The organism is Amycolatopsis sp. NPDC039088, from assembly GCF_055598845.1.
On sequence record NZ_JBVKAE010000016.1, the window covers coordinates 148,779 to 172,392 of the forward strand.

Here is a 23,614-nt window from a genome sequence, read left to right on the forward strand (position 1 = left end):
CGGGCGGACTTCCACCTGGACCAGCCGAGGGTGAAACGCGCTCGCCGCGGTTTGCGCTGGGTGCTTCCCACCGTACGGCCACCGGAACGGCGGGTCCGGCGGGTCAGTTCCCTGGTCCACCTTCGTCGCGGCGGTGGGCGCGCATGAGCCGCTGGGCGCGCAGCGCCAGCTGCATGCCCAGCCGGTCGTCGGCGTCCTTGAGCCGGTCGCCGAACAGTTCTTCCAGTTGCCGCAAGCGGTTCCGTACGGTCTGCGGATGCACTCCCAGCCGGTGCGCGATCTCCGGTGCCCCGCCGCGGGTCTCCAGCCACGCCAGCAGGGTTTCGCCGAGCCGTTCCTGCTGCTTCTCGCTCAGCGACGTGAACGGGTCGAGGCTCTGCTTGGCCAGTTCGGCGCCGAGGAAATCCTCGGCGAGCAGCCACAGTGTGGCGAGATGATCCCGGCACCAGATGATCGGCCCGGGAGCGTCCTCGCTGGTCAGCAGTAGCGCGCGCCGCGCGGTGCGCAGGGCGGCCGGGGCGTCGGCGAGCGGTACGACGGGAGAGATCGCCACGCGCCAGCCGTCGAGTGCGCCGCCCAGCGCCGCGAGATCGGTGTCGGGATCCGCGGTGAGCAGGTACGGCTCGGCGGCGTCGAGGTCGCGCAGCACGTCGTCGTCCAGGAGGTGGGTGGGGAATTCGCCGGCGCCAGGAGCGCGCTGGAGCGCGACCATGGCCGCGGTTCGCGGGACCCGCCACCCGGCCCCGTTCGCCAGGCTCGCGATACTGGACGCGGACCCCTCCGGCGCCTGCGCGATCAGTTCGAGCAGACGACGGCGCCGGAGCGGGGCGGCGCCCGCGGCCTTGGCTTCGGCCTCCTGGTAGCCCTCGATCGTCGTGGCGCAGAGTTCGTCGACGTAGACGAAGACGGACTCCGCCGCGAGCGCGACGACGTCGGGACCGACACCGAGCCCGCGCACGATGGGCCGCATCGCGCGCCATGCCGCACGGGCACCGATCGTCGCGCTGTCGTGCAACGGTTCCAGGCCGCGGCCTTCGGTGAACTCGCTCCGTCCGCGCAGGCGGTAGAAGTCGATCCAGCGGTCGTGCGGGACCACCGGATCGCCGATGCAGTCGACATAGTGCCGCACCGCTCGTTCGCAGGAAACGACCAGGACGCGGCCGAAGACACCGCGCAACGGCCGTGAATACGCGGCGACCGAGCGTTGCACCTCCTTGATCATCGCGGCCGCGGCGTGCCCGGTATACGGACGCAGTTCTTCGCCGAGCGAACGCGGCAGCGTCGCCAGCATGCGAAAACTGCGGTACTCGACCACGAAGACCCCCTTTGCTTTCGACGAACCGGGGCGACGGGAAACGTGAATCCCTTTGCACGACCACGTCGGATCGACGGGAACGGTGCCGGGAGTGTTTCTACTCGGTCGGCCGACGGCGTGTACCACGAATGTGACGTTGAATTGTCAACGGAAAGTCGTGCCCGTCCCACGGACGGCGTTTCGGTGTGGCGGCTTTTGACACGGATGTGGCGCCGGTCCTACGCTCCGTGCATTCGAGTGCGCCGGTGGCGCGCGGACGAAAGGGAATGGGTGCCCGGAATCGTCGGCAAACTTCCGAGCGGGGGAAAACACACGTGAGCTGGCAGCCCGTTGGTTCGTTGTGGGCACGCCTGCCGAGGGAACTCGGCGACGCCCTCCGGCCGCGGATCCCGGCGATCGCCGGGCACTGCGTCGACGCCGTGGCGGCCGAAATCGCCGAATGCGCCGAAGTCTTCAGCGACAGCGACGCCCGTGCCGCGGCCGTCGAGCTGACCCGGCGCAGCGTCGAACGCGCCATCGACCGGGTCGGCGTCCCCGAACTGCTGCAGAACGATCTCTTGGCGGACTTTCGCGAACAGGGCAGGCTCGCGTTCCGGCAAGGGCTCAGCCGTGAGGCCGCGCAGGCGGCGTTCCGGGTCTCGAGCCGGGTGCTGTGGCGTTCGATCGTCACGGCCGGCCGCCAGTTGCGGCTGTCCGGCGACGTCCTCTACGGCGCGGCGGAGTGCTTGTTCGGCGACGTCGTCGAAGTGACGATGGCGCTGACCGAGGGCTACAACGCGGCACAGGCCGAGGCCACCGGGCCCGCCGAGCAGCGGGCCAGGTTGTTCCGGCTGCTGACCGGCGGCGCGGGCTACACCCAGGCTGACGTCGGCGCGCTCGCCGTCGCGATCGGCTGGCGGATCCCGGCCCGGATCACCGCGGTCGTCTTCACCGCCGCGCCAGCAGCGCCCGCGTTCCCCTCGGGGCTGCTGCCTTCGGCGGCGCCCGCTGATCTCGTCTCGGACGCGCCCGGTGCGCTGGTGGCCTGCCCCGAAGCCGATCTCGGTGGTCTGCGGGAACTGCCTTCCGGCTGGTCGGCCACGGTCGGGGTGTCCGTCCCGGTGGCGCAGGCCGGCGAGTCGTTCCGGATCGCCCGCCGCGCCTCCGAACTGGCACAGCGTGGGATGATCACCACGGTCGGCCCGGTGCTGTGGTGCGAGGAGCACATCACCACGTTGCTGTTGCTCGCCGACGAGTTCCTGCTGGACAGGCTGGCCGGAGAGGCACTGGAACCGTTGTCGGGGCTGGCGCCGAGGCAGCACGACGAGCTGGCGGCGACCCTGCTCACGCAGGTGCAGACGCGGGGGAGCGCGCCCGAGATCGCCCGGCAGCTGGCCGTGCACCCGCAGACGGTGCGGGCTCGCCTGCGGCGGCTCACGGAGTTGTTCGGCGAGCGGCTGGACGACCCGGATCAGCGGCTGCGGATCGAGCTGGCCTTGCGCGCGGAACGGCTGCGTCCCGCGGACGTCTGAGCGCGGTGAAGGCCTCCTTGAAGGAATCAGAGTCCCTCAAAGAGGCCTTCACGGCATTGGCCCGCGCTGACGGGCGCCCGCCTCTGGGAACACCCAGCGGCGGTAGCCCCACCAGCGGAACGCCGAACCCGCCGCGGTGCCGATCAGCATCCCGCTGACGAAGTCGGCGATCTCCTGCGCGAGAAAGCCGACTTCGGGGACTTCCAGCCGCAGGACGTACCGCGAGATCAGCGGCGGGCACAGGTTGATCGTGACGGCGATCGCGTTGACGGCGAAGAACAACGCCGCCTCGTGCAGGCGAGGCCTGCCGCCGCGGGTGTGGAACGCCCACCGCCGCGAGAGCAGGTAGGCGAAGGCCGTCGCCACGACGGTCGCGATGGCCAGCGCCGTGACCGGTTTGGTCTGCAGGACGGTGAGTTTCAGCCCGTAGTTGGTCCCGAGGGTGAGGCCGAACGCGGCGAGCCCGACGGTGGCGAAACGAAGCAGCTCGCGCCGCTTCCGCGCACCGCCGGGCGCCACTTCGTCCACAAAGGACTCAGGGGCGGTTCTGAGCACCGCGGGCTCAGCAGTTCGACGTCGCCGGGGTGCCCGCGACCCGGTCCTTGAGGAAGGCGAGCACGTCGGCGTTACCGGTGTAGACCGCCGTGATGTGGTCGGTGTCGAAGGTCTTCCAAGTCGTCTTGACCCCGGCGGCGCAGTAGGTCTTGTGCAGCGCGTCGGCCTGTGCGAACTGCACGAGCTGGTCGCCGGTGGCGTGATAGAGGAACAGCGGGGCCTTGATCGGGGTGCCGCCGAGCTTGTTCTCGTTGAGCCGCTTGACCCATTCCGGCCGCACGTAGCCGGCGCTGGTCGTGTAGTCGGCGATCTTCTGGTTCGCGTAGGTGGTGAGCAGTTCGAACGTGCACGCGCTCTTCTGCATCTCCGCCAGTTTCGCGCGGCCGTTGTCGCTGAGGAACGAATCCAGCTTCAGCTCGGGGTAGGCGTTGTCCAGCCCGACGAGGGCGTAGGCGAAGACACCGAAGCCGAACTTCCCGTCGAGCTGCAGGGTGACCTGGACGAGGTCGGCGGGGACACCGCCGGCGGCGACGCCGACGAGGTTCAGTTCCGGGGCGTAGGTCGGATGCAGTTCGGCGGCCCAGGCCGCGGCCCCGCCACCCTGCGAGTATCCGCGGAAGAGCACCTTCGCGTCGGCGGACAGTTTCGCCTCCGGCAGGCGTTGTGCGGCGCGGACCGCGTCGATCACCGCGGGGCCTTCCGAACGCCCGACCACGTAGGTCGTCTTCGGGTCTTGGCGGTAGCCCTCGTAGTCGGTGAGCGCGACGGCGTACCCGGCGTCGAGCAGGTCGTCGAGACCGGACTGCTCGTAGAACGCGCCGATGTCGATCATCTTCGACGGCGTGCAGCCGAACGCCGGGCCATGGGTGCCCGCGGCGAAGGAGACGATCGGCGCCTTCGCCGGATCGGCGTTCTTCGGCACCAGTACCGTCCCGGTCACCGCGTCCGGCCGCCCGAGGGCGTCGGTGGACAGGTACATCACCTGCCAGGCGTTGACGGAATCCTTACGTGGTCCCGCTTTCGAGACGCGCGAGCGGATGATGTCACCCGGCTTGCCCGCCGGGAGCGGGGACGGCGGGGTGTAGAACGAGTCGTCGGACGCCGCGGTGGCGGCGGAGTTCGCCGGGGTCACGCTCAGTGCGGTCAGCACACCGGCGGACAGGACGATCGCCAGCGCGGCGGCGAGCGTCCGGCGGGAGGGGCGGGGGAACGAGATCGGCACGGCCGGGCCTCCAGAGAGCGCGGGACGAGGGACGGTCGTGAGTGATTCAGGTCGTTCTAACGACCCGGATCACTCACGACATGCCGTAGACCTGGCGGCAGGTCGAGGATTCGGTGAAGGCGAGGTTGAGTTCCGAGTTGGCGCGCAGGTGCTTGATCGGGCCCTCCGGCTCGCTCAACCCGCTCATCGTGGTGTCGGCGTCGGCGACGACCTTCTCCAGGCTGGCCTTGTCGGTGACCTTCGCTTCCTGCATCTTCGCCAGGGTGGCCGTCACCTTCGACTTGGTCTCGTCCAGTGTGGTGGTCGCCTTGTCCACGGCGGACTGTCCATCCGGGACCGGCGGCACACCGGCGTTGCGGATCCCGCCCGCCATGTCGTCGAGCGCCACGGTGAGGGAGTTCAGGAAGCCCACCATGGCGGTCTTCGCCCCCTGCGGGTTGTTGGGGTCGAACGCGGGCGGCTGGGACAGCTTCGCCGAGCCCGCCGCGACTCCGGAGCACACCTTGTCCGCCCAGGCGAGCGCGGCGGGGTCGGCGTGACGGCCGGCGTCGGCGGGATCGTCGGACCCGCAGGCGCTCAGCAGGACCGCCGAGGCGGTCACGGAGACGGTGGCGAAAGCGATTCGCGCTGCCGTGCGGCGCATTCTCTTCATGGTTTCCCCGTCGAATTCGGCGAAAGAGGGCCGGTTGCGGCACGTGCGGCGGGAAATCCGCGCAGTCTGCGGTGACCGGCTTGCTGAACAGCGAGGTTACTCACGAATGATTCCGTCAGGCAAGCAGGTCGCCGGGCGAGAGAAGCGGGGAAAGCGGTGATTGGCATGCGCGAGATAGTTTCGATCCGTGCGATTGTCACCCGCGTCAGCAGTTCTCGCGACAGCCTCAAGCGGCTCTGTGCTGGGGAAACCCATGTGCCGCTACTAGGAACCGGACGAACGCACCGTGCCAGCGTGACAATTTACCGGCGACGCGTCAACTTTTCCGGGGAAGCCCTTGATAGCGGCGTGGAAGCGTCGTTAGTTTACTGTTCGGTTGCGATCCGTCAGACATCGTCGCTACCCGGAGAATTCTCTCGGGCCGATATTCATTGCTCTGGGGAATTGTACGCCGTTTCGTATCATCGTTGATACCACGGAAGGACGATCGTGAGTCACCGTAGAGGAACCAAGAAGGCGGTCGCCGCCGCCGCGGCCGGTGCCGTGGGGCTTGCCACCGCGGTACTCGTGGTCGGGGCACAGTCCAGTGCCGCCGACCCGATTTCGCTCCCGCTCAACTACCACTGCAACCTCCCGCTCGTGGGTTCCCAGTCGCTGAAGGTGGTGATCAACACCGATCTGCCGCTTTCGGTCAAGACCGGCCAGCCGACCGGCACGTTCGACATCAAGGCCGTCTCCACGATCAACGCGGACACGGTCAGCGGGCTGAACCTGATCGGTGCGACCACGCTGGACGGCCAGGCCATCGCGGCGGCGACCGTGGCGGCGCCGGGGCTCAACCTCCCGGTCAAGGTGCCCAACGACATCGCCAAGCAGAACATCCCCACCTCGGGCGAGATGACGGTCAACGCGGCGGGCAAGACGCCTTCGCTGACCTTCAACCAGCCCGGCGAGGCGAAGATCACCGTGGGTGACCTGCAGCTGAAGGTCACCCCGCGCAAGGCCGACGGTTCGGTCACCGGGATCACCCCGGACGGCACGATCGACGCGCCGTGCACGCAGGATCCGGGCCAGAACAACACGCTGGCCACGATCAAGATCGGTGACGGTCCGACCCCCACCGGTACGACCACCACCACCCCGCCGGCGTCCAGCACCACCCCGCCGCCGAGCTCCACCACGACCCCGCCGGGTACCACCACCCCCGGTGGCGGCGGGATCAAGTACGCCTTCGGCATCAAGGGCCAGACCTCGCTGAAGGCGCTCGGCAGCACGGCGGTGATCAACGGCGGCTTCGACGCGGACGTGGACCTCGCGTCGAAGACGTTCACCGGCGACCTGAAGCTCGACCCGTCTTCCACCCAGTTCAAGCTGTTCGGGTTCGTCGACGGCCGTTCGGAGATCAAGGTCGAGCAGGTCGGCAAGCAGACCGGTGAGCTCGTCGGCACCGGTTTCAAGGCGCACATCAAGTTCAACGTGTTCCTGCCGAGCGTGCAGGTCTTCGGGATCCCCATCAGCAGTGACCCGAAGTGCGGCACGGTCAGCCCGTCCACCAGCGAGATGACCACCGGACCGGACTTCGACCTGCTCAAGGGCGGGAAGCTGACCGGCACCTACTCGCTGGCCGCGCTGCAGAACTGCGGTTCGTTCAACGACATGATCAGCATGTTCGCCAAGAGCGACGGCAACACGCTCGATCTGAACCTCACCAAGAAGTAGTCGGGCAAGCCGGTCCCCGTCGCCTCCCGCGACGGGGACCGGCTCCGTTCCCGGTCGCGGATTCACCGACAGACAACCAGGGAAGGCGACCATGCCCTTTCGCATCAACGTCCGGATGCTGCTCGCGGCGGGCCTCATCGTCCTGCTCACCGCCTGTTGCCTGGTGTTCGTGGCGGTCCACAGCGCGGCGGCGGGCACGCCGGTCGAGAAGAAGCTGTCGTTCACCTGTCCGTTCCCGCTGATCGGGCTGCAGAAGCTCGACGCGGTGATCAAGGCCGACTTCGAAGTCCCGACAGCGCCCGGTGGCACACTCACCACTTCCGGTCTGGCCATCACCGTGACCGTGCCGGACAAGGCGGCGCGCGGGCTCAACCTCGTCGGCGCCACCACCGTCGAAGGCACCGCGGCGGCGGGCGTCACGCTCGTCAACGGTGACGCGAACCCGCTCCCGGTGCGTATTCCGCTGAACGTCGCCAAGACCGACCTCCCGCCGTCCGGCTCGTTCAGCACGGTGGCGACGGGTTCCGTTCCCACGGTGACGCTGGCGAAGCCGGGCAAGACCACGCTCACCATCGGTGACTTCACCACCCGGTTGACTCCGAAGAAGGCCGATGGCTCCTTCACCGGGATTGGTTCGTTCACGTCGGATTGCACCCTCGACCCCGGTCAGGACGCGGTCTTGCTCTCCTTCGACCTCGGCGGGACCCCGGCGGGACGCCACTACACCGTCACCGGGAAGACGGCGGTCAAGGCGCTGGGCGCCCCCGCGCCGCTGACCGGTGCGTTCGACCTGAGTGCCACCTCGGCCACGGTCTTCTCCGGCGCTCCGGTGTTCGACAAGGCGCACACCGACTTCCGGCTGTTCGGTTTCGTGCCGGGCATGGCCGATCTCGAGTTCGTCGCCGAGGGACCGCAAGGCGGCGACCTCACCGGAACGGGCTTCGTCGCCCGGCCGCGGTTCACCACCGTGCTGCCGCTCGTCACCCTCCTCGGCATGCCGGTCAGCAGCGGCCCCGGCTGCAAGACCTCGAGCCCGTCGACGGCGGAACTGCGTACCGGGGCCGGTTTCACGATGGCGGGCGGCGGCGCGCTCACCGGAGGCTACGTGCTCGCGCCGTTGACCGGTTGCGGCGCGTTCACCCCGTACCTGAGCACGTTCGTCCAAGGTGAGGGCAACACGTTCGATCTCGTGCTGACCCCGCGCACGCCCTGATCCAGGACACCTGTTTCCACCACCATCGCAGTAGTCGGGCCGACGGCGGGCTCGGTTCCCGGCGGCGGTAATCTTCCCCCGCGTCACCTCTCGGGACACCTGTTCCACCACCACCGGAACCACTGGTGAATCCCTGGGAGTGCCACGAAATGACGATTTCCGCGCCGGAGGCCGCCGTCCGCACGGTGGAACTGACCGTGTCGGGGATGACCTGCGCCGCCTGCTCGGCGCGGGTGGAACGCACACTGAACAAACTGGACGGCGTCCGCGCGTCGGTGAACTACGCGACCGAACGCGCCACCGTGCAGGTGCCCGAGGCGCTGGCCGAGGACGTCCTCATCGAACGGGTCCGCAAAGCCGGTTACACGGCGGAGATCCGCGGCGAGGAGGATCCGGACACCGGCTTCGCGCGGGTCCGCGATCTGCGCCGTCGGCTGGTCGTGGCCGCCCTTCTGGCGATCCCGCTGGGGAATCTGTCGATCACCCTCGCGCTGGTGCCGCGACTGCGGTTCCCCGGCTGGGAACTGCTCTGCCTGGTACTGGCCGTTCCAGTGGTGTTCTGGTCCGCGCTGCCGTTCCATCGCGCCACGCTGCGGAACCTCCGGCACCGTTCGTCCAGTATGGACACCCTGGTTTCGCTCGGCGTGCTCGCTTCGTTCGCGTGGTCGGGGTGGTCGGCCTTCTCCGGCGGCGCCGAAGCCGGCTACTGGATCGGCTTCGGTCCCACGGCGGCGGGCGCGGACGCGATCTACCTCGACGTCGCCGCCGGGGTGACCACCTTCCTGCTGGCAGGCCGGTACTTCGAAAGCCGGTCGCGGCGGAGCGCGGCCGGGCTGCTCGCGGCACTGGACGCCTTGGCGGCCAAGGACGTCCGGGTACTGCGTGACGGAGCCGAGCGGATGGTCCCGATCGGCGAGCTGGCCACCGGTGACCTGTTCGTGGTGAAACCGGGGGAGTCGATCGCCGCGGACGGCGTCGTCGAGAGTGGACTGTCTACAGTGGACGTCAGTGCGGTGACCGGCGAGCCCGTGCCCGCGGAGGCCGGTGCGGGCGACCGGGTCGTCGGGGCCTCGGTGAACCGGGACGGCAGGCTGGTGGTGCGGGCGACCGCGGTCGGCGCGCACACCCAGCTGGCCCAGATGACCGCGCTGGCCGAACGCGCGCAGGCCAGGAAGGCCGCCGTGCAACGACTGGTCGACCGGATCTGCGCGGTCTTCGTCCCCGCGGTGCTCGGCGTGGCCGCGCTGACGCTGGCGGGGTGGCTGCTCAGAGGCGCATCAGCTCGCGACGGTTTCGCGGCGGCCGTCGCCGTCCTCATCATCGCCTGTCCGTGCGCGCTCGGGCTGGCCACGCCGACGGCGCTCATGGCGGGCGTCGGCCGCGGCGCCCAGCTGGGCATTCTCATCAAGGGCCCCGACGCGCTCGAAGCCAGCCGTTCGGTGGACACCGTGGTGCTGGACAAGACCGGCACCGTCACCACCGGGAAGATGACCGTGCTCGCGTGCCGTCCGGCGGACGGGTTCAGCGTGCCGGAGGTGCTGCGGTTCGCCGGTGCGGTGGAGGCCGGTTCGGAACACGCCATCGCGGCCGCCGTCGTCACCGCCGCACGGGCCGAACTGCCCGATCTGCCTCCGGTGGAGCGGTTCGGCGCGCTGCCGGGACTCGGTGCGCGAGGCGAGGTCGAGGAGCACGAGGTCCTCGTCGGCAACACGCGGTTGCTGGCCGAGCGGGGGATCGGCGTCCCGGACGAGTTCGCGGCCGCCCAAGGAGACGGGGCGACGGCGATCCTGGTCGCGGTGGACGGCCGGATCGCGGGGCGGCTGGTGATCCGCGACGTCGTCAAGCCGTCGGCGCGGGCCGCTGTCGACGCCCTGCACGCGCTCGGCCTGCGGACCGTCCTGCTCACCGGTGACAACGAGGCCACCGCCCGCGCGGTCGCGGACGAGGTCGGCATCTCCGACGTCCGCGCCGGCGTCCTGCCCGCGGAGAAGGCCGAGGTCATCGACGAACTACGGGCGGGAGGCGCGCGGGTGGCGATGGTCGGCGACGGGATCAACGACGGTCCGGCACTCGCCACCGCGGATCTCGGGATGGCGATGGCACAGGGCAGCGACATCGCGCTGCGTTCGGCCGACATCGTGCTGGTCCGCGAAGACCTGCGGGTGGTCCCCGACGCCATCCGGCTCGCCGACCGCACCCTGCGTGTCATCCGGGGGAACCTGGCCTGGGCGTTCGGCTACAACGTGGCCGCGATCCCGCTGGCCGCGCTGGGGCTGCTGAACCCGCTGATCGCCGGGGCGGCGATGTCGCTGTCGTCCGTGCTCGTGGTGTCCAACAGCCTCCGGCTGAGGGACTTCGGCCGGGTGGACCGACGCGCTGAGTGACACTTACGGGTGGTTTTGTACCATCGCCCCGGACAAGGGGGGCCTTTCGTGAAGCCGTTGAACACCGGCGAACCCACCGGCGTGGGGCGTTACCGGGTGTTCGCCGCGCTCGGGGAAGGCGGGATGGGCCGGGTGCTGCTCGGGATCTCCGCCGACGGACGGCTGGTCGCGATCAAGCAGGTCCATCCGGGCTTCGCGCACGACCCCGGCTTCCGTGAGCGGTTCCGCCGCGAGGTCGCCACGTCGCGTCTGGTGTCCGGCGCGTACACCGCTCCGGTCATGGACGCGGATCCGCACGCGCCGACACCGTGGCTGGCCTCGGTGTTCGTACCGGGACCGTCGCTGGCCGAAGCGGTCGCCGCCGGCGGCCCGCTGCCGCCGATGTCGATCCGGTATCTCGCCGCGGGGCTCGCGCTGGCGCTCGGCGACATCCACCGCGCCGGGCTGATCCACCGGGATCTGAAGCCGAGCAACGTCATCCTCACCGGTGACGGCCCCCGGGTGATCGACTTCGGCATCGCCCGCGCCGCCGAGGGCGACTCGGAGCTCACGCACACCGGCGCGGTCATCGGCTCGCCCGGGTTCATGTCGCCGGAGCAGGCCGAAGGCAAGCCCCTGACCCCGGCGAGCGACATGTTCGCGTTCGGCGCCCTGCTCGTCATGGCCGCGAGCGGGACCAGCCCGTTCACGGGCACGTCCACGCCGCACACGCTCTACAACGTCGTGCACGTCCAGCCCGACCTGCGTCGGCTGGCGCCGGAAGTCCGGCAGCTCGCCGAGCCGTGCCTGGCGAAGAACCCGGCGGACCGGCCGTCTCCCGCCTGGGTGCTGGAGCGGTTGGGCCCGATCCCCCCGACGACCAGTCCCTGGCCGCCGGTGGTGCCGCACCTCATCGAGAGGCAGCAGGCCGAAGTCCAACGGCTGCTGAACCCGCCACCGCCGAAGCGGTCCCGTCGTGGCCTGTACGCGGGGCTCGCCGCGGCCGCCGTCGTACTGCTGGCCGGTGGCGTCGTCGCCGCGGTTTCGCTGAACAAGGACGACCCGCCTCCCGCCGTCGCGGCACCGAGCGCGTCACCGCCGCCGGACGAACCCGTCGCCACCCCGGTCAACCCGGATCCGCTCGGCCCGGACAACCTGCGCAAGGTGGACCTGTGCAAGGTGCTCGAAGGCCGCGAGGTGCCTGGTTTCGGCAAGCTGAGCACGAAGAACGGTGCCCAGTTCGATTGGTGCACGTATTCCTCGTCCGCGGGCAAGTGGCTGGACCTGCGGGTCGCCGGCGACCTCTTCGAAGCCGAAGCGGGCGGCGAACTGGAGGGGCTTCCTTTGGCCGTCAAGGGGTCCGGCGGCTCGTGTGAGGTGGCGGTCCCCGTCACCGGGCTGCTGCACACCAATCTCACCGCCCGCGTGGACTCCTTGTCCACAAAGGACGAGGCTTGCTCGGTGGCCAAGGCGGCCCTCGCCGACGCGGTCAAGCGGATCAGGGCCGGTGGCCACGAGCACGACCTCGCGGCGGGCACGCTGGCGCCGCTGGACCCGTGCGCGTTGGTCGGCCCCGCGACCGTGGACCGGCTCATCGGCCCGGTGGTGGAGACGATCCGCGAGCATCTGCACGAATGCCGGTACGACGCGACGGGCAGTGTCCGGTTGAGCTTCGGGCGGGGAGCTCCGCCGACGGAGGCGACGTATTCGGCTTACGCGACCACCGCCACCCTGGATCTCGGCGGTACCAAGGTGTATCTGGCGAGGTCGGACGATGGCGCCGCTCGCTCCACCTGCTCGCTGATCTGGCTTCATCGGTCGATCAACGACCGGCTCGGGGAGAACGTCGAGCTGACCGTCGGCACCAGCGGTGCGGAGAAGAACGCCGAACTGGCCTGTGAGAAGGCGAAGAACTTCGCCGGGGCGCTCATCCAGAAACTTCCGAAACCGTAGGGCCGGGATGGCGAGCCGGTCCGGTTGGTCGTGAGTGGCGATTCGGGTTATCGAGAGGTAAGGCAAGAGTGTCGGTTCGACGAGAGCGCGAGTTGTTACTCAGGGTGAGGCAAGGTGTCGTGTCCGGGCGCGGCGTACCGGTGACCGGTCCCGTCGGTGGACGGTGTCTTTCACTGTGTGGATTTTGATGCGTTAGATGACACAAAATCCACACAGTGCCGCACGACAGTCCCGGTGACGACCTCGACCAAGGACGAACAGCTCAGTGAAACCGTTGAATCCCGGTGAACCCCGGCAGATCGGCCCGTACCGGATCATCGCCGAACTCGGCGAGGGCGGCATGGGCCGCGTCGTACTGGGCCTCGCGCCGGACGGCAGGCTCGTCGCGGTCAAGCAGCTGCACGCCCAGTTCGCGCACGATCCCCGCTTCCGTGAACGGTTCCGGCGCGAGGTCGCCACCTCCCGGCTGGTGTCCGGTGCCTACACCGCCGCGGTCATGGACGCCGACGCGGAAGCGGAAACCCCCTGGCTCGCCTCGGTCTTCGTCACCGGGCCTTCGCTGAAGGAAGCGGTGGACGCCGCCGGCCCGCTGCCCGCCGGGTCGGTGCGCCTGCTGGCGTCCGGGCTCGCCGCCGCGCTGACCGAGATCCACCGCGCGGGGTTGATTCACCGGGATCTCAAGCCCAGCAACATCATTCTCACGAGTGACGGGCCCAGGGTGATCGACTTCGGCATCGCACGGGTGGCGGAGGAGGCACAGGAGCTCACCGGGACGGGCGCGATCATCGGGTCGCCCGCGTTCATGTCCCCGGAACAGGCCGGGAGCGGGCAGGTCACCGGGGCGAGTGACGTGTTCTCCCTCGGCGCGATCCTGGTCATGGCGGCCACCGGTCGCGGTCCGTTCACCGGTCCGACCGCACCCCAAACGCTGTATAACGTCGTGCACGCCGTCCCGGATCTCACCGGGGTCCCCGACGAGATCCGGCGGCTCGCCGAGCCGTGCCTCGCCAAGGATCCGGCGCGCCGCCCGACCCCCGACCAGATCCTGGACCACCTCGGCCCGGTGCCGCCCGGCGTGGCTCCCTGGCCGCCGTCCGTGCACGCCCGCATCCAGCAGCAGGACGCCGAAGTGCGCTCGGTGCTGGCGCTGCCGCTGCCGATCTGGCGGCCGCCGCCCAAGAAGATGGCGCCGCGGACGAAGAAGATCCTGTTCGGGGCGCTCGGCGCGGTCGTCCTGCTCGTGGTCACCGGGATCGTCGCGCTCGTGCTCTCCATCGCCGAGTACGCCAAACCCGAGAACCCCGGCGTGACGTCGCTGGCGGTCACCGAGGCGCTCAGTCCGGAACGCCTGCGCCTGGTGGACCCGTGCAAGGTCCTCGACGGCCGGTTCGTGCAGGAGTTCGGCACCCTGAAGCCGGACACGCGTTCGTTCTACCCCGCCCGGTGCAAATACACCGGCCTCAACGGCGAGTCCTTCGAGATCCAGCTCGGCGAGGGCATGAGCACCAGCGGTGCCGTGCGAACGGACCGGACGGCCGAGGGACTTCCGTTGCTGCGCAGCACGATCAGCGGCGGATGCGATTCGATCGTCCAGCTCCCGGCGGATCGGCGGCTCGGCGTCGTCGTCTCGCATCCGGGCCGGGAGGGCGACCCCTGCAAGGCAGCCGACGACATGCTGACCGCCGCCGTCACCCGACTGCGCACACACGAGGTCGACCGCCCGAGCGACCCGGCGAGCCTGCTGCCGTTCGACCCGTGCGCCGTCCCTGATGCCGCGGTGGTCGCCAAGAACCTCCCGAACGCGCAGGCCGGTTCGCAGACGCTGCGTATCTGCGAGTGGCAGGGCGGTGGCGAGAGGCTGACCGTCGACCTGAGCCGGGGCGCCTACGTGCCCGAGGGTTCGCCGGTCGACCTCGGCAACGGCGTCACCGGCGAAATCCGGGAGTTCGGGGGCACGAACTGCACCGTGACCTGGCAGCACCGTCCGCTGCCGGAGCGCGAGGCCGAACTCGTCGCCGTCCGGCTGAGCGCCAAGGATGGGAGCGGAAGCCCCTGCGACCGGACGAAGGAGATCGCCGCCTCGATCGTGCCGAAGCTCCCGAAGCCCTGAATCCGCCTGCTCGCCTGGGGTTCGATCGAGAAGGGGATCCCCTGTGCGGGCCCGGAAACGGGTCCGCTAAGCTGTCTTCAGTACGAACAACTTCACCACGCGCGTTTAGCTCAGCGGGAGAGCGCTTCCCTGACACGGAAGAGGTCACTGGTTCAATCCCAGTATCGCGCACCAGGTTCGCTTCCCCAGCGGACCGGAGTTCGTACGACGGGCGATTAGCTCAGGGGGAGAGCGCTTCGTTCACACCGAAGAGGTCACTGGTTCGATCCCAGTATCGCCCACATCGTGTAAAGTCCGCTGACTTGCGAGTTACCGCAGGTCAGCGGACTTTTTTTGAGCTTGCAGTCCCAAGTGGGCAGTCAGCGTGCTGAGGTGAATTGTGGTCGCCGGTGACGGAGGCCCGGAACGCGACCTGGCCCTCACCGGTGACGCCGATGGCCGCGTGACACTGTGGACCCGCGACGGCTACAGCGCCACGTGGGACAGCTCCGATCTTGAGCAGTTCAGCGTCGTCGCATCAGACTTGCCGATCCGCCGGGTGGTTCTGTGGCGCGACCAACGCACGATCGTCGCCGTCGACGACGCGGGACGCGTTACCCGATGTGCCTGGTCTCCTGAGCGGTAATGACGGTTCTATTAATAACCGTCATTACCACTCACGAGCCCGGGAAGCGATCGCGGCCAGCAAGAACACCCCGCCGGCCACACCAGCCGACACCTGAAGCCCGGCGGTGCACGCGGCCCGTGCCGCGTCGAGCAATTCCCCTGCCAACTGCGACGTGAGGCCCGAGGCGGCCGTCTCCGCTTGAGCGGGCCCTGACAAGGCGAGCAGCCGCGCCTGATCGGGGACGGCGTCCGGCACCGCCAGTTGTCCCGCGTACACGGCGGCCGCCAGGGAACCGAACAACGTCGTGCCGAAACCCGCGCCCAGTTCGTAGCCCGTCTTCTCCACCGCCGCGGCACCTCCGGCCTGCTCGGCGGACGTCGCCGAAAGCAGTGTGTCGGTGCTCGACGTCAGCGCGAGCGCCATACCCAGCCCCAAACCCGTCAGCCCGGCGCCGAGGAACACCGGCGAGGTCAGCGCGGCCGACCCCGTCGCCGGGACCACCAACGACACCGCCGTCACGGCGAATCCGGCCGTGCGGACCCTCGCGTTGCCGAAGCGTTCCAGTAGCGCCGGGGTCACCACGCTGCCGACGGCCGACGCGCCGAGCACCAGCAGCAGCCGGGCCGCCGCCGCGGTCGGGGACAGGCCGAGCACCACCTGCAGGTACTGCGCGAACAGGAGACCGAGCCCCACCAGCGTGCTCATCACCAGCAGCACCCCGCCGACCGCTGCCCGCACACCGGGCAGCCGGAACAGGGTCAGGTCCAGCAACGGCGGATCGGTCCGGCGCTGACGGCGCAGGAACAGTCCGATGAGGACACATCCGGCCACGCCGGAGACGACGGCCGTCACCCAGGAACCCGGCTGTCCGACGGCGAACGCGATCCCGAGGACGCCGCCCGCCGCGAGACCCGCGCTGAGCGCGTCCCACGGCCGCCGCCCCGGTGGATTCCGGGGCAGCCACCACAGCGCCAGTACCACGGCCGCCAGGATCACCGGCGGATTCAGCAGGAAAGTGGCGCGCCAGCCCCACGCCTCGACGAGCACGCCGCCGAGGATCGGCCCGAACACCGAACCGGTGCCCGCGATCCCGCTGCACACCGCGATCGCCGTCCGGCGCTGCCGCTGCTCCGGGAAGAGTTCCCGGAGCAGTGACATCGTCACCGGCATGATCATCGCGCCACCGCAGCCGAGGAGCGCCCGGAAACCCAGCAGTACCGGGACGTTCGGCGCGAACGCGCAGCCGAGCGACGCGACCCCGAACACGACGTACCCGGTGACCAGCACGCGCCGCCGCCCGTACCGGTCGCCGAGGGTGCCGAACGGCAGCAGCAACGGCGCGGCGGTCAGCGGGTAGATCGCCACGATCCACACCTGCGCCGCCGCGCTCGGCCGCAGCTGCCGGACGAGGTCTGGCAGCGCGACGTGCAGCACGGTCGCGTCCACCGCCACGAGGAAGAGCCCGGCGCCGAGTACCGCCAGCAGCGGCCTGGCGCGGACCGCCCGCTCGGCCCGGGCCGTGGTCACAGGAGCCCTGCCAGATGCCTCGCCACGACATCGACATGCGGCGGGTCGACCACCGACAGGTGATGGGCCTCGACCGGCACGATCTCCAGTCCCGGGCACAGTTCCGCCCAGCCTGCCGCGAGGTCCGTGCGGGAGTAGCGCGGCTCCATCGCGAGTCCGGCGGCGTACTGCTCTGTCGCCCGATAGAGGACGACACGGCCGTCGTAGCGGCGGGGCGTGCCCCGTTCCGCCGCCAGCGTGTCCAAAAAGGACTGACGCTGATGCCGGAGGACACCGGGGCTGAGCAATCCTGCCTCGGCGACCCTCCGCATGGTCAGCTCGATCTGCTCCTCTTCGGGCAACGGTGCCAGCTCCTCGTGACCGAGCCGGACTTCACGACCGTAGGTCCCTTCGACGTAACCGGTGAACCGCAGGAACCGCCGGGCGGACGACGCCCGCGGATCGAGGTCCGGTTCGGGGAGCGGGAGCATGGTGTCGATCAGCGCGACGAACTCGACCTCTTCGCCTTCCTCCGCGAGCCGCGCGGCGACGCCGTAAGCCAGCGCCCCGCCGAACGACCAGCCCGCCAGCCGGTACGCCCCACCGCGGTTCTGCGCCCGCACGAGCGGCAGCAGGTGTTCGACGCGTTCCTCGATACCGACACCGGGCACGCGTTCGAACCCGACACACGGCACCGCTGTCGGCAGCCGGTCCAGCAGTGGCCGGTAGACGGTGCAGGTGCTGCCGCCGGGGTGGAACAGCAGGAGGGGTTCGACACCGGCCTCGCCCGGGGTGAGGACGTGCACCGGTCCTCGTTCCTCCCGCGTGTCGAGGACGGCGCGGGCGACGTCGGCGATGGCCGCGAGCGAGTCGTGCCGCAGGAGTTCCGCGGCGTCGATCGGCGTGTCGAGTTCGGTGCTGAGCCCCTCGGCGATCAGTCCGGCCAGGCGGTCCGGCGCGGGAGTGTCGGTCAGCCGGACCTGCGTGCCACCCGCTTCGGACCCGGTGTGCTCCTGCCACAGGCGCAGCACCAGCCGGTCCGCCGCGTCCCAGGCACGGCCTCGTGCCGGAAGCGGATCCTCGTCTTCGCGCGGCGCGAGGTCGCGGTTCAAGTCGGCGAGGGTGGCGCCCCGGAGCACGCTGGCGGCGTCGGGTTCGGTGCCGAACTCCCGGCGGACGGCTTCGCGGATCCGGTTCGCCATCAGGGAGTCCAGGCCGAGTTCGACGAGCGGGACGTCGGCGTCGATCCGGTCGGGCCGCAGCCCCATGACGGCGGCGACGATCTCCGTCAGCCGGTTCCCGCCACCGCTTCGGACGGGTTCGGGTTCGGCCGTGCGTACCGCGAACGTCGGCGGTTCCTCGACGGCGGTGTACCAGTGCCGTTCGTGCCGCCACGGCATCGGCGGGACGTCGACCAGCCTGGCGCCGTCGTCCGGATCGGCCGGGGTGATCCGGGTGCCCGCGCAATAGAGTTCGGCCGCGGCGGCACCGAGCGCGCGGACCTCGTCCTGACCCCGGCGCAGGGTTCCGGTGACGACGGCGTCGTGGACGCCCTCGGCTTCGAGTGTCCGTGCCACCGAACCCCGCAGGATCGGATGGGGCGACACCTCGACGAAGACGTCGTGGCCGTCCGCGGCGGCGGCCGCCACGGCCTGCCGGAACCGCACCGGACGGCGCAGATGCGCGGCCCAGTACCCGGCGTCGAAGTCCGGCAACTCGCGCGGATCGGCCAGAACCGTGTCGTACCAAGGCACCGTGGGGCGTCGCCCGCCCAGTTCGGCGAGCGCGTCCCGGAGTGCGGGCAGGACGGGTTCGACGCGGACGGAGTGCCCGGCGACCTCGACCGGCAGCCGCCGCGCGGTCAGCCCGGCCGCCACCAGTTCCGAGACGAGCAGGTCGAGGACGGTGGCGTCGCCCGCCACGGTCAGCTGACCCGGCGCGGATTCGACGGCGAGTTCGATGTCCGGGTACAGCTCGAGTTCCTCCGGTGCCAGTTCCACCGCCGCCATCGCGCCGCCGGGGCCGATGGTGCCGAGCAGCCGGGCGCGGGTCGCGACCAGGTGAACGGCCTCGTCGGGGGTGAGTACCCCGCTCACGACCGCGGCGGCCGCGGAGCCCAATGAGTGCCCGATGACGGCCGACGGCCGGACGCCGAGCGCCTCCCATTGGGCGGCCAGCGCGATCTGCGTCCCGAAGATGGCCGCCTGCGTTTCCGGCAGTGGCAGGGGATCCTCGGTGGTGAGCAGGGAACGCAGCGATCGGCCGGTGTGCTCGGTGAACAGGTCGTGGAGCTTGTCGACCTGTGCGGCGAAGGCGGGCTCGGCGGCCAGCAGCCCGCGTCCCATGCCGGGCCATTGGGAGCCGTGGCCGGAGAACACGAACACCGGTCCGCCGGTGGCCCGGGTGGAGCCGGTGACCGCCCCGGCGGGCAGCGGATCGGCTCCGGTGCCGACGGCGCGCAGCAGTACCGCCAGTTCCGCGGTGTCCCCGGCGACGACGGCGGCGCGGTGCGGCCCGCCGTTGTCGCGCCGGAACAAGGTGTGGGTGACGTCGGCGAGGGAAACCGACGACGCCGCCGGTGATTCCAGCCAGTTCGCCAACTGGGTCGCCCGTTCGGCGAGGCGGTCGGAGGTACGGGCGGACAGCAGCCCGATCCGGACGTCGGCGCGTTCCGGCGCGGGTTCCAGCACCGGCGCCTGTTCGAGGACGACGTGCGCGTTGGTCCCGCCGAACCCGAACGCGGACACCCCCGCGGTGGCACGGCCGGAGTGGCGCGGCCACGGCGTCGCCTCGGTCACCACTCGAAGACGCAGGTCGTCGAACGGGATGTGCGGGTTGGGCGCGGCGAAGTGCAGCTGGGGCGGCAGTTCGTCGTGGGTCATGGCGAGGACGACCTTGATCAGCCCGGCGATCCCGGCCGCCGCCTCCGCGTGCGCGATGTTCGTCTTCACCGAACCGATCAGCAAGGGGGCGTCGGCCGTCCGGTCCTTGCCGAGCACGGCGCCGAGCGAGCGGGCCTCGATCGGGTCGCCGAGCAGCGTGCCGGTGCCGTGCGCCTCGACGTAGTCCACAGTGGAGGGATCGAGGCGCGCGCCGTGGTACGCCGTGCGCAGCATGTCCTGCTGGGCGACCGGATTCGGGGCGGCGAGGCCCTGCGACCGGCCGTCGGAGTTGACCGCGGTGGAGCGGATCACCGCGAGCACCCGGTCGCCGTCGTACTCGGCGTCCGCCAGCCGCTTGAGGACGACGACGCCGCAGCCTTCGGCACGCGCGATGCCGTCGGCGCCCGCGGCGAAGGTCTTGCAGCGGCCGTCGGCCGCGAGCAGCCCGGCCGCGGCGAACGCGGCGGTCGGCCCGGGAAGCAGCATGAGGTTCACCCCGGCGGCCAAGGCCAGTTCCGCCTCGCCGTCCCGCAGCGCGCGTACCGCGTGGTGCACCGCGACCAGCGAAGACGAGCAGGCGGTGTCCACCGCCATACTCGGCCCGCGCAGGTCGTAGATGTAGGACAGCCGATTGGCGGAGATGCTCCCGGCCGCACCCGTGGCCGTCCACAGATCCACGTCGCCGCCCGCCATCGTGAGATGCCCGTAGTCGTGAGTGGAGATGCCGGTGAACACGCCGGTCCGGCTGCCACGCAGGGAGGCCGGCGCGATCCCGGCGTGTTCCAGCGCCGCCCAGGTGACTTCGAGGAGCATCCGCTGCTGCGGGTCCATTGTGGACGCCTCACGCGGAGTGATGCCGAAGTGGTCGGCGTCGAATCCGGCGACGTCGTCGAGGAAACCGCCGACCACCGGCGCGGCGTCGGCGGTCCACCGGCCCGGCGGCGCCGTCCGGACGGCGTCCCGTCCGGACCTCAGCAGGTCCCAGAACTCCTCGAGGCCGTTCGCGCCCGGCCAGCGGCAGCCGAGGCCGACGACGGCGATCGGGTCGGTCCGGCGGCGATCGGTTCCGGTCGTTTCCGGTTCCGGTTCGGTGCCGCCGGTGAGGAAGCGGGCGAGGTGGTCGATGGTCGGGCTCTCCCACAGCAGCGTGGCCGGGAGCGGCGTGCCGAGCAGGTCTTCGAGGTCCGCGGCGATGCCGACGGCCTGGCGGGAGGACAGGCCGTAGTCACTGAGCGGGCGGTCGGGTTCGAGCCGGGCGGAGTCCACACCGATGTGCCCGGCGACGGTGTCGAGCAGCCAGCGGCGCAGTGCGGGGGTGTCGAACGACGGGTTTCTCATCGCACCAATGCCTTTCCGTAGTCTCCGGCGAGGTAGTGGCCGCGGCAGGCGGCGCGGGCGATCTTGCCGCTGGAGGTACGCGGGACCAGTCCAGCCGGGACGAGCACGACGTCGCGCAGCGAGAGGCCGTGCGCGTCGGAAACGAGCCGCCGGATCGACGCGGCGAGGGCGCGTTCGTCCGCCGTGGTCAGTTCGGTGTGGCGGCGGTGTTCGGCGACGATGACCGCGGCTTCGGTGTCGGTCCCCTCGACGGCGAACGCGGCGACGCTGCCGGGCCGGATGTCGTGGTCGGCCGAGGCCGCCGTCGCTTCGACGTCCTGCGGGTAGTGATTGCGGCCGTCGACGATGAGCAGGTCCTTGATCCGGCCGGCGATGTAGATCTCGCCGTCGTGGCGGACGCCGAGGTCCCCGGTGCGCAACCACGGCCACTCAGGGAGCCCTTCGTGGTCGCCGGTCAGCCGGGCGCCGAAGGTTTCGGTGCTTTCCAAGGGTTTCTGCCAGTAACCGCTACCGACGTTGGGCCCGTGCACCCAGATCTCGCCGACCGAGCCGTCTTCCAGCACGACACCGGTTTCCGGATCGACCAACGCGACGTGCTGGCCGACGGGCACACCGCAGGCGACCAGCTTCAGGCCGTCGTCGGCCTGCCGTGCCGTCCCGGTTCCGAGGGCGGCGCGGTCGAACGTGGCGACGCGCGGTGGCTCACCCGGCCCGGTGGTGACGAAGACGGTCGCCTCGGCCAGCCCGTACGCGGGGCGGGTCTTCTCCGGCCGGTAGCCGGAATCGGCGAAGGCGGCGTGGAACCGGTCGAGGACGCCGGGGTTGATCGGCTCGGCGCCGTTGACGATCGCCGCGACGCGGTCGAGGCGAAGCCTGGCGCGGTCCTCTTCGCGCACCCGGGTCGCCGAGTAGTGGAACGCGAAGTTCGGCGCGGCGCTCCAGCTTCCCTTGTGGTCGCTCAGCAGTTCCAGCCACCGCACCGGACGTTCGATGAAGGCCAGCGGATCCATCAGCACCGACCGCATGCCCATCGCCAGCGGGGTGATCAGGCCGAGGACGAGACCCATGTCGTGGAACAGCGGCAGCCACGAGACCGTGGTCCCCGTCGCCGGATCGATGCCGAGGCCGCGCACCGCCTGCGCGACGTTGGCCAGCACGTTCGCGTGGGTCAGCACCACGCCCGCGGGGCTGCGGGTCGAACCGGAGGTGTACTGCAGGTACGCCACGTCGTCCGGCGCCGCTTCCGGCGCGGGCCACGCGCGGGCGGGTCCCTCGTCGGGCTGGTCGGCCGCGAGGACGGCGATCCGTTCGCCGCCGGGCAGACCGGACAGGAACTCACGGACCGAGTCCTCGGCCGCGGCGGTGGTGACGACGGCGGTGGGGGAGCAGTCGGTCAGCACCGCGGCGAGCCGTCCGGCGTGGCCGGGCAGCCCCGGGTCGAACAGCGGCACGGCGATCGCGCCCGCGGTGATCGCGCCCAGGAAACCGACGACGTAGTCCGCGCTCTGCGGGCACAGCACGGCCACCCGGTCACCCGGCCGGACGGGAAGCGCGCCCGCGACGGCGTCGACGCGCTCGGCCAGCTGCCGCCAGGTCAGAGTTCGCCGACGCCCGGCGCGATCGACCGCGAAATCGGTGAAGGTCACCGCGGGCCGGTCGCCCGCGACGTCCGCCCAATGCCGGAGGCAGGCGGGGAGGGTGGGGCCGGCCGTGGCGGGCAGGTTTTCAGTAGCCAGGGACATGGCGTCTCCTCGGGGTTCGGCTGGAGGCTGGGGGATGGCGCGGGGTTCAGCGGCCGAGCGGTCCGGCGGCGTGCTGCCACGCGGCGACGGCGAGGGCGTCGAGATCGAGGCCGGTGGTCCCGGCGTCACGAAGCACGACCAGTACGTCGTCGGCGGCGATGGCGACGGTGCGCAGACGCAGTCCAGGCAGCTCGGGGGGCTGGCCGGGGAGCGTCAGGAGTTGTTGGTAGGAAAGGGTTTTCGCGCCGGGAATAACAGGCGCGGGGTGGACGGTGACGGTCGACAACGCGGTACCGGCCGCGTCGTCGACCGTCACCTTCGAGCACCGCGCGGCCTGGCCGGCCCACGCCGTCAGGTCGGGCGGGTTCGTCGTACGTGCCACGAGTTCGGAGACCTGCCCGCCGGGCACCGCGGACTGGAAGCCCTGCCCGGTGGCGTCGGCGCCGACCAGTTTGCCGTGGACGACGTCTTCGCAACCGTCGACGTCGATCCGGCTCTCCCCGCGGCCTCTGGTGTCCGAGGTGGACAGAGCGCGGGCCAGGTCGAAACCGTCACGCGCGGACGCGTTCGGGACGGTCTCCGGCGGAAGCAGGGCCGCGGGCGGAACGGCGGGAGCGGCGGGCGCGGCAGGCGCGGCCGGAGTGGTCGGTGTCGCGGCCGCCTGAATCGATTCTCCGGGCGCGCCGGAAATGGTGGCCAGCGCGGCGGCGGAGGCGACGAGCGCGACTGTGCGGCCCCGCCACTTCGGCGGCGGAAAACGAGGCGTGCGGCGAATTCGGGCAGCCATGAATAGCCCTTTCGGAAGGGTCCTGATGGGGGCGTGGTCCCTTCGGTGGGACGCGGGCGCCAGAGTCGCGTCAGCGGACGCCGAACTCGGGCGGCACGACGAAGGCTACGACGGGAAATCGAATACCGGAAGGTATCAA

General features: G+C 70.6%; 15 protein-coding genes and 2 tRNA genes. 9 read left to right on the plus strand and 8 right to left on the minus strand.

Going from position 1 to position 23,614, the window contains the following annotated elements:
* Window positions 1-103 precede the first annotated feature (103 nt).
* Window positions 104-1,291, minus strand: a complete 1,188-nt coding sequence (locus ACZ7KI_RS21750; protein WP_470274964.1) for a PucR-like N-terminal domain-containing protein — start codon at window positions 1,289-1,291, stop codon at window positions 104-106.
* 338 nt (window positions 1,292-1,629) lie between these two features.
* Here ACZ7KI_RS21750 and ACZ7KI_RS21755 point away from each other — a divergent pair, with 338 nt between their 5' ends.
* Window positions 1,630-2,826 (plus strand): PucR-like N-terminal domain-containing protein, encoded by a 1,197-nt coding sequence (locus tag ACZ7KI_RS21755; protein ID WP_470274924.1) that lies wholly within the window; start codon window positions 1,630-1,632, stop codon window positions 2,824-2,826.
* 48 nt (window positions 2,827-2,874) lie between these two features.
* Here the strand turns inward: ACZ7KI_RS21755 and ACZ7KI_RS21760 are convergent, their stop codons facing one another.
* The 3 genes from ACZ7KI_RS21760 to ACZ7KI_RS21770 form a co-directional block, all read right to left on the minus strand.
* Window positions 2,875-3,345 carry a GtrA family protein gene (locus tag ACZ7KI_RS21760; protein ID WP_470274965.1) on the minus strand — a complete coding sequence of 157 codons (471 nt, stop codon included), beginning with the start codon at window positions 3,343-3,345 and terminating at the stop codon, window positions 2,875-2,877.
* A gap of 43 nt (window positions 3,346-3,388) precedes the next feature.
* The gene (locus ACZ7KI_RS21765; RefSeq protein ID WP_470274925.1) at window positions 3,389-4,603 is read right to left on the minus strand and encodes an alpha/beta fold hydrolase; all 1,215 of its coding nucleotides are present in this window, start codon (window positions 4,601-4,603) and stop codon (window positions 3,389-3,391) included.
* Between the two features lie 73 nt (window positions 4,604-4,676).
* Window positions 4,677-5,246, minus strand: a complete 570-nt coding sequence (locus tag ACZ7KI_RS21770; RefSeq protein WP_470223345.1) for a hypothetical protein — start codon at window positions 5,244-5,246, stop codon at window positions 4,677-4,679.
* Window positions 5,247-5,744: 498 nt separating this feature from the next.
* Here ACZ7KI_RS21770 and ACZ7KI_RS21775 point away from each other — a divergent pair, with 498 nt between their 5' ends.
* The 8 genes from ACZ7KI_RS21775 to ACZ7KI_RS21810 all read left to right on the plus strand — a co-directional run bounded on the left by ACZ7KI_RS21775 (window position 5,745) and on the right by ACZ7KI_RS21810 (window position 15,238).
* The gene (locus tag ACZ7KI_RS21775; protein WP_470274926.1) at window positions 5,745-6,974 is read left to right on the plus strand and encodes a DUF6801 domain-containing protein; all 1,230 of its coding nucleotides are present in this window, start codon (window positions 5,745-5,747) and stop codon (window positions 6,972-6,974) included.
* A 91-nt stretch (window positions 6,975-7,065) separates the two neighbouring features.
* Complete coding sequence (locus tag ACZ7KI_RS21780) at window positions 7,066-8,187, plus strand: DUF6801 domain-containing protein (RefSeq protein WP_470274927.1); 1,122 nt, start codon at window positions 7,066-7,068, stop codon at window positions 8,185-8,187.
* A gap of 149 nt (window positions 8,188-8,336) precedes the next feature.
* Window positions 8,337-10,571: a heavy metal translocating P-type ATPase gene (locus tag ACZ7KI_RS21785; protein ID WP_470274928.1), complete on the plus strand. Its 2,235-nt coding sequence runs from the start codon at window positions 8,337-8,339 to the stop codon at window positions 10,569-10,571.
* A gap of 48 nt (window positions 10,572-10,619) precedes the next feature.
* The gene (locus ACZ7KI_RS21790) at window positions 10,620-12,503 is read left to right on the plus strand and encodes a serine/threonine-protein kinase (protein WP_470274929.1); all 1,884 of its coding nucleotides are present in this window, start codon (window positions 10,620-10,622) and stop codon (window positions 12,501-12,503) included.
* Between the two features lie 265 nt (window positions 12,504-12,768).
* Window positions 12,769-14,613 carry a serine/threonine-protein kinase gene (locus ACZ7KI_RS21795; protein WP_470274930.1) on the plus strand — a complete coding sequence of 615 codons (1,845 nt, stop codon included), beginning with the start codon at window positions 12,769-12,771 and terminating at the stop codon, window positions 14,611-14,613.
* A gap of 99 nt (window positions 14,614-14,712) precedes the next feature.
* Window positions 14,713-14,787 (plus strand) — tRNA-Val (locus ACZ7KI_RS21800).
* A gap of 35 nt (window positions 14,788-14,822) precedes the next feature.
* Window positions 14,823-14,894 (plus strand) — tRNA-Val (locus ACZ7KI_RS21805).
* Window positions 14,895-14,992: 98 nt separating this feature from the next.
* Entirely contained in the window at window positions 14,993-15,238 is a 246-nt protein-coding gene (locus ACZ7KI_RS21810; RefSeq protein WP_470274931.1) for a hypothetical protein, read from the plus strand.
* Window positions 15,239-15,262: 24 nt separating this feature from the next.
* Here the strand turns inward: ACZ7KI_RS21810 and ACZ7KI_RS21815 are convergent, their stop codons facing one another.
* The 4 genes from ACZ7KI_RS21815 to ACZ7KI_RS21830 are packed head-to-tail and all read right to left on the minus strand — an operon-like array spanning window position 15,263 to window position 23,475.
* Window positions 15,263-16,747: an MFS transporter gene (locus ACZ7KI_RS21815; protein WP_470274932.1), complete on the minus strand. Its 1,485-nt coding sequence runs from the start codon at window positions 16,745-16,747 to the stop codon at window positions 15,263-15,265.
* Window positions 16,744-20,946 (minus strand): beta-ketoacyl synthase N-terminal-like domain-containing protein, encoded by a 4,203-nt coding sequence (locus ACZ7KI_RS21820; RefSeq protein WP_470274933.1) that lies wholly within the window; start codon window positions 20,944-20,946, stop codon window positions 16,744-16,746. Before ACZ7KI_RS21820 ends, ACZ7KI_RS21815 begins: the two co-directional genes overlap by 4 nt.
* Window positions 20,943-22,688, minus strand: a complete 1,746-nt coding sequence (locus ACZ7KI_RS21825; protein ID WP_470274934.1) for a fatty acyl-AMP ligase — start codon at window positions 22,686-22,688, stop codon at window positions 20,943-20,945. The genes ACZ7KI_RS21820 and ACZ7KI_RS21825 overlap by 4 nt, the downstream gene beginning before the upstream one ends.
* Window positions 22,689-22,734: 46 nt before the next feature.
* Window positions 22,735-23,475, minus strand: a complete 741-nt coding sequence (locus ACZ7KI_RS21830; protein WP_470274935.1) for a hypothetical protein — start codon at window positions 23,473-23,475, stop codon at window positions 22,735-22,737.
* Window positions 23,476-23,614 lie beyond the last annotated feature (139 nt).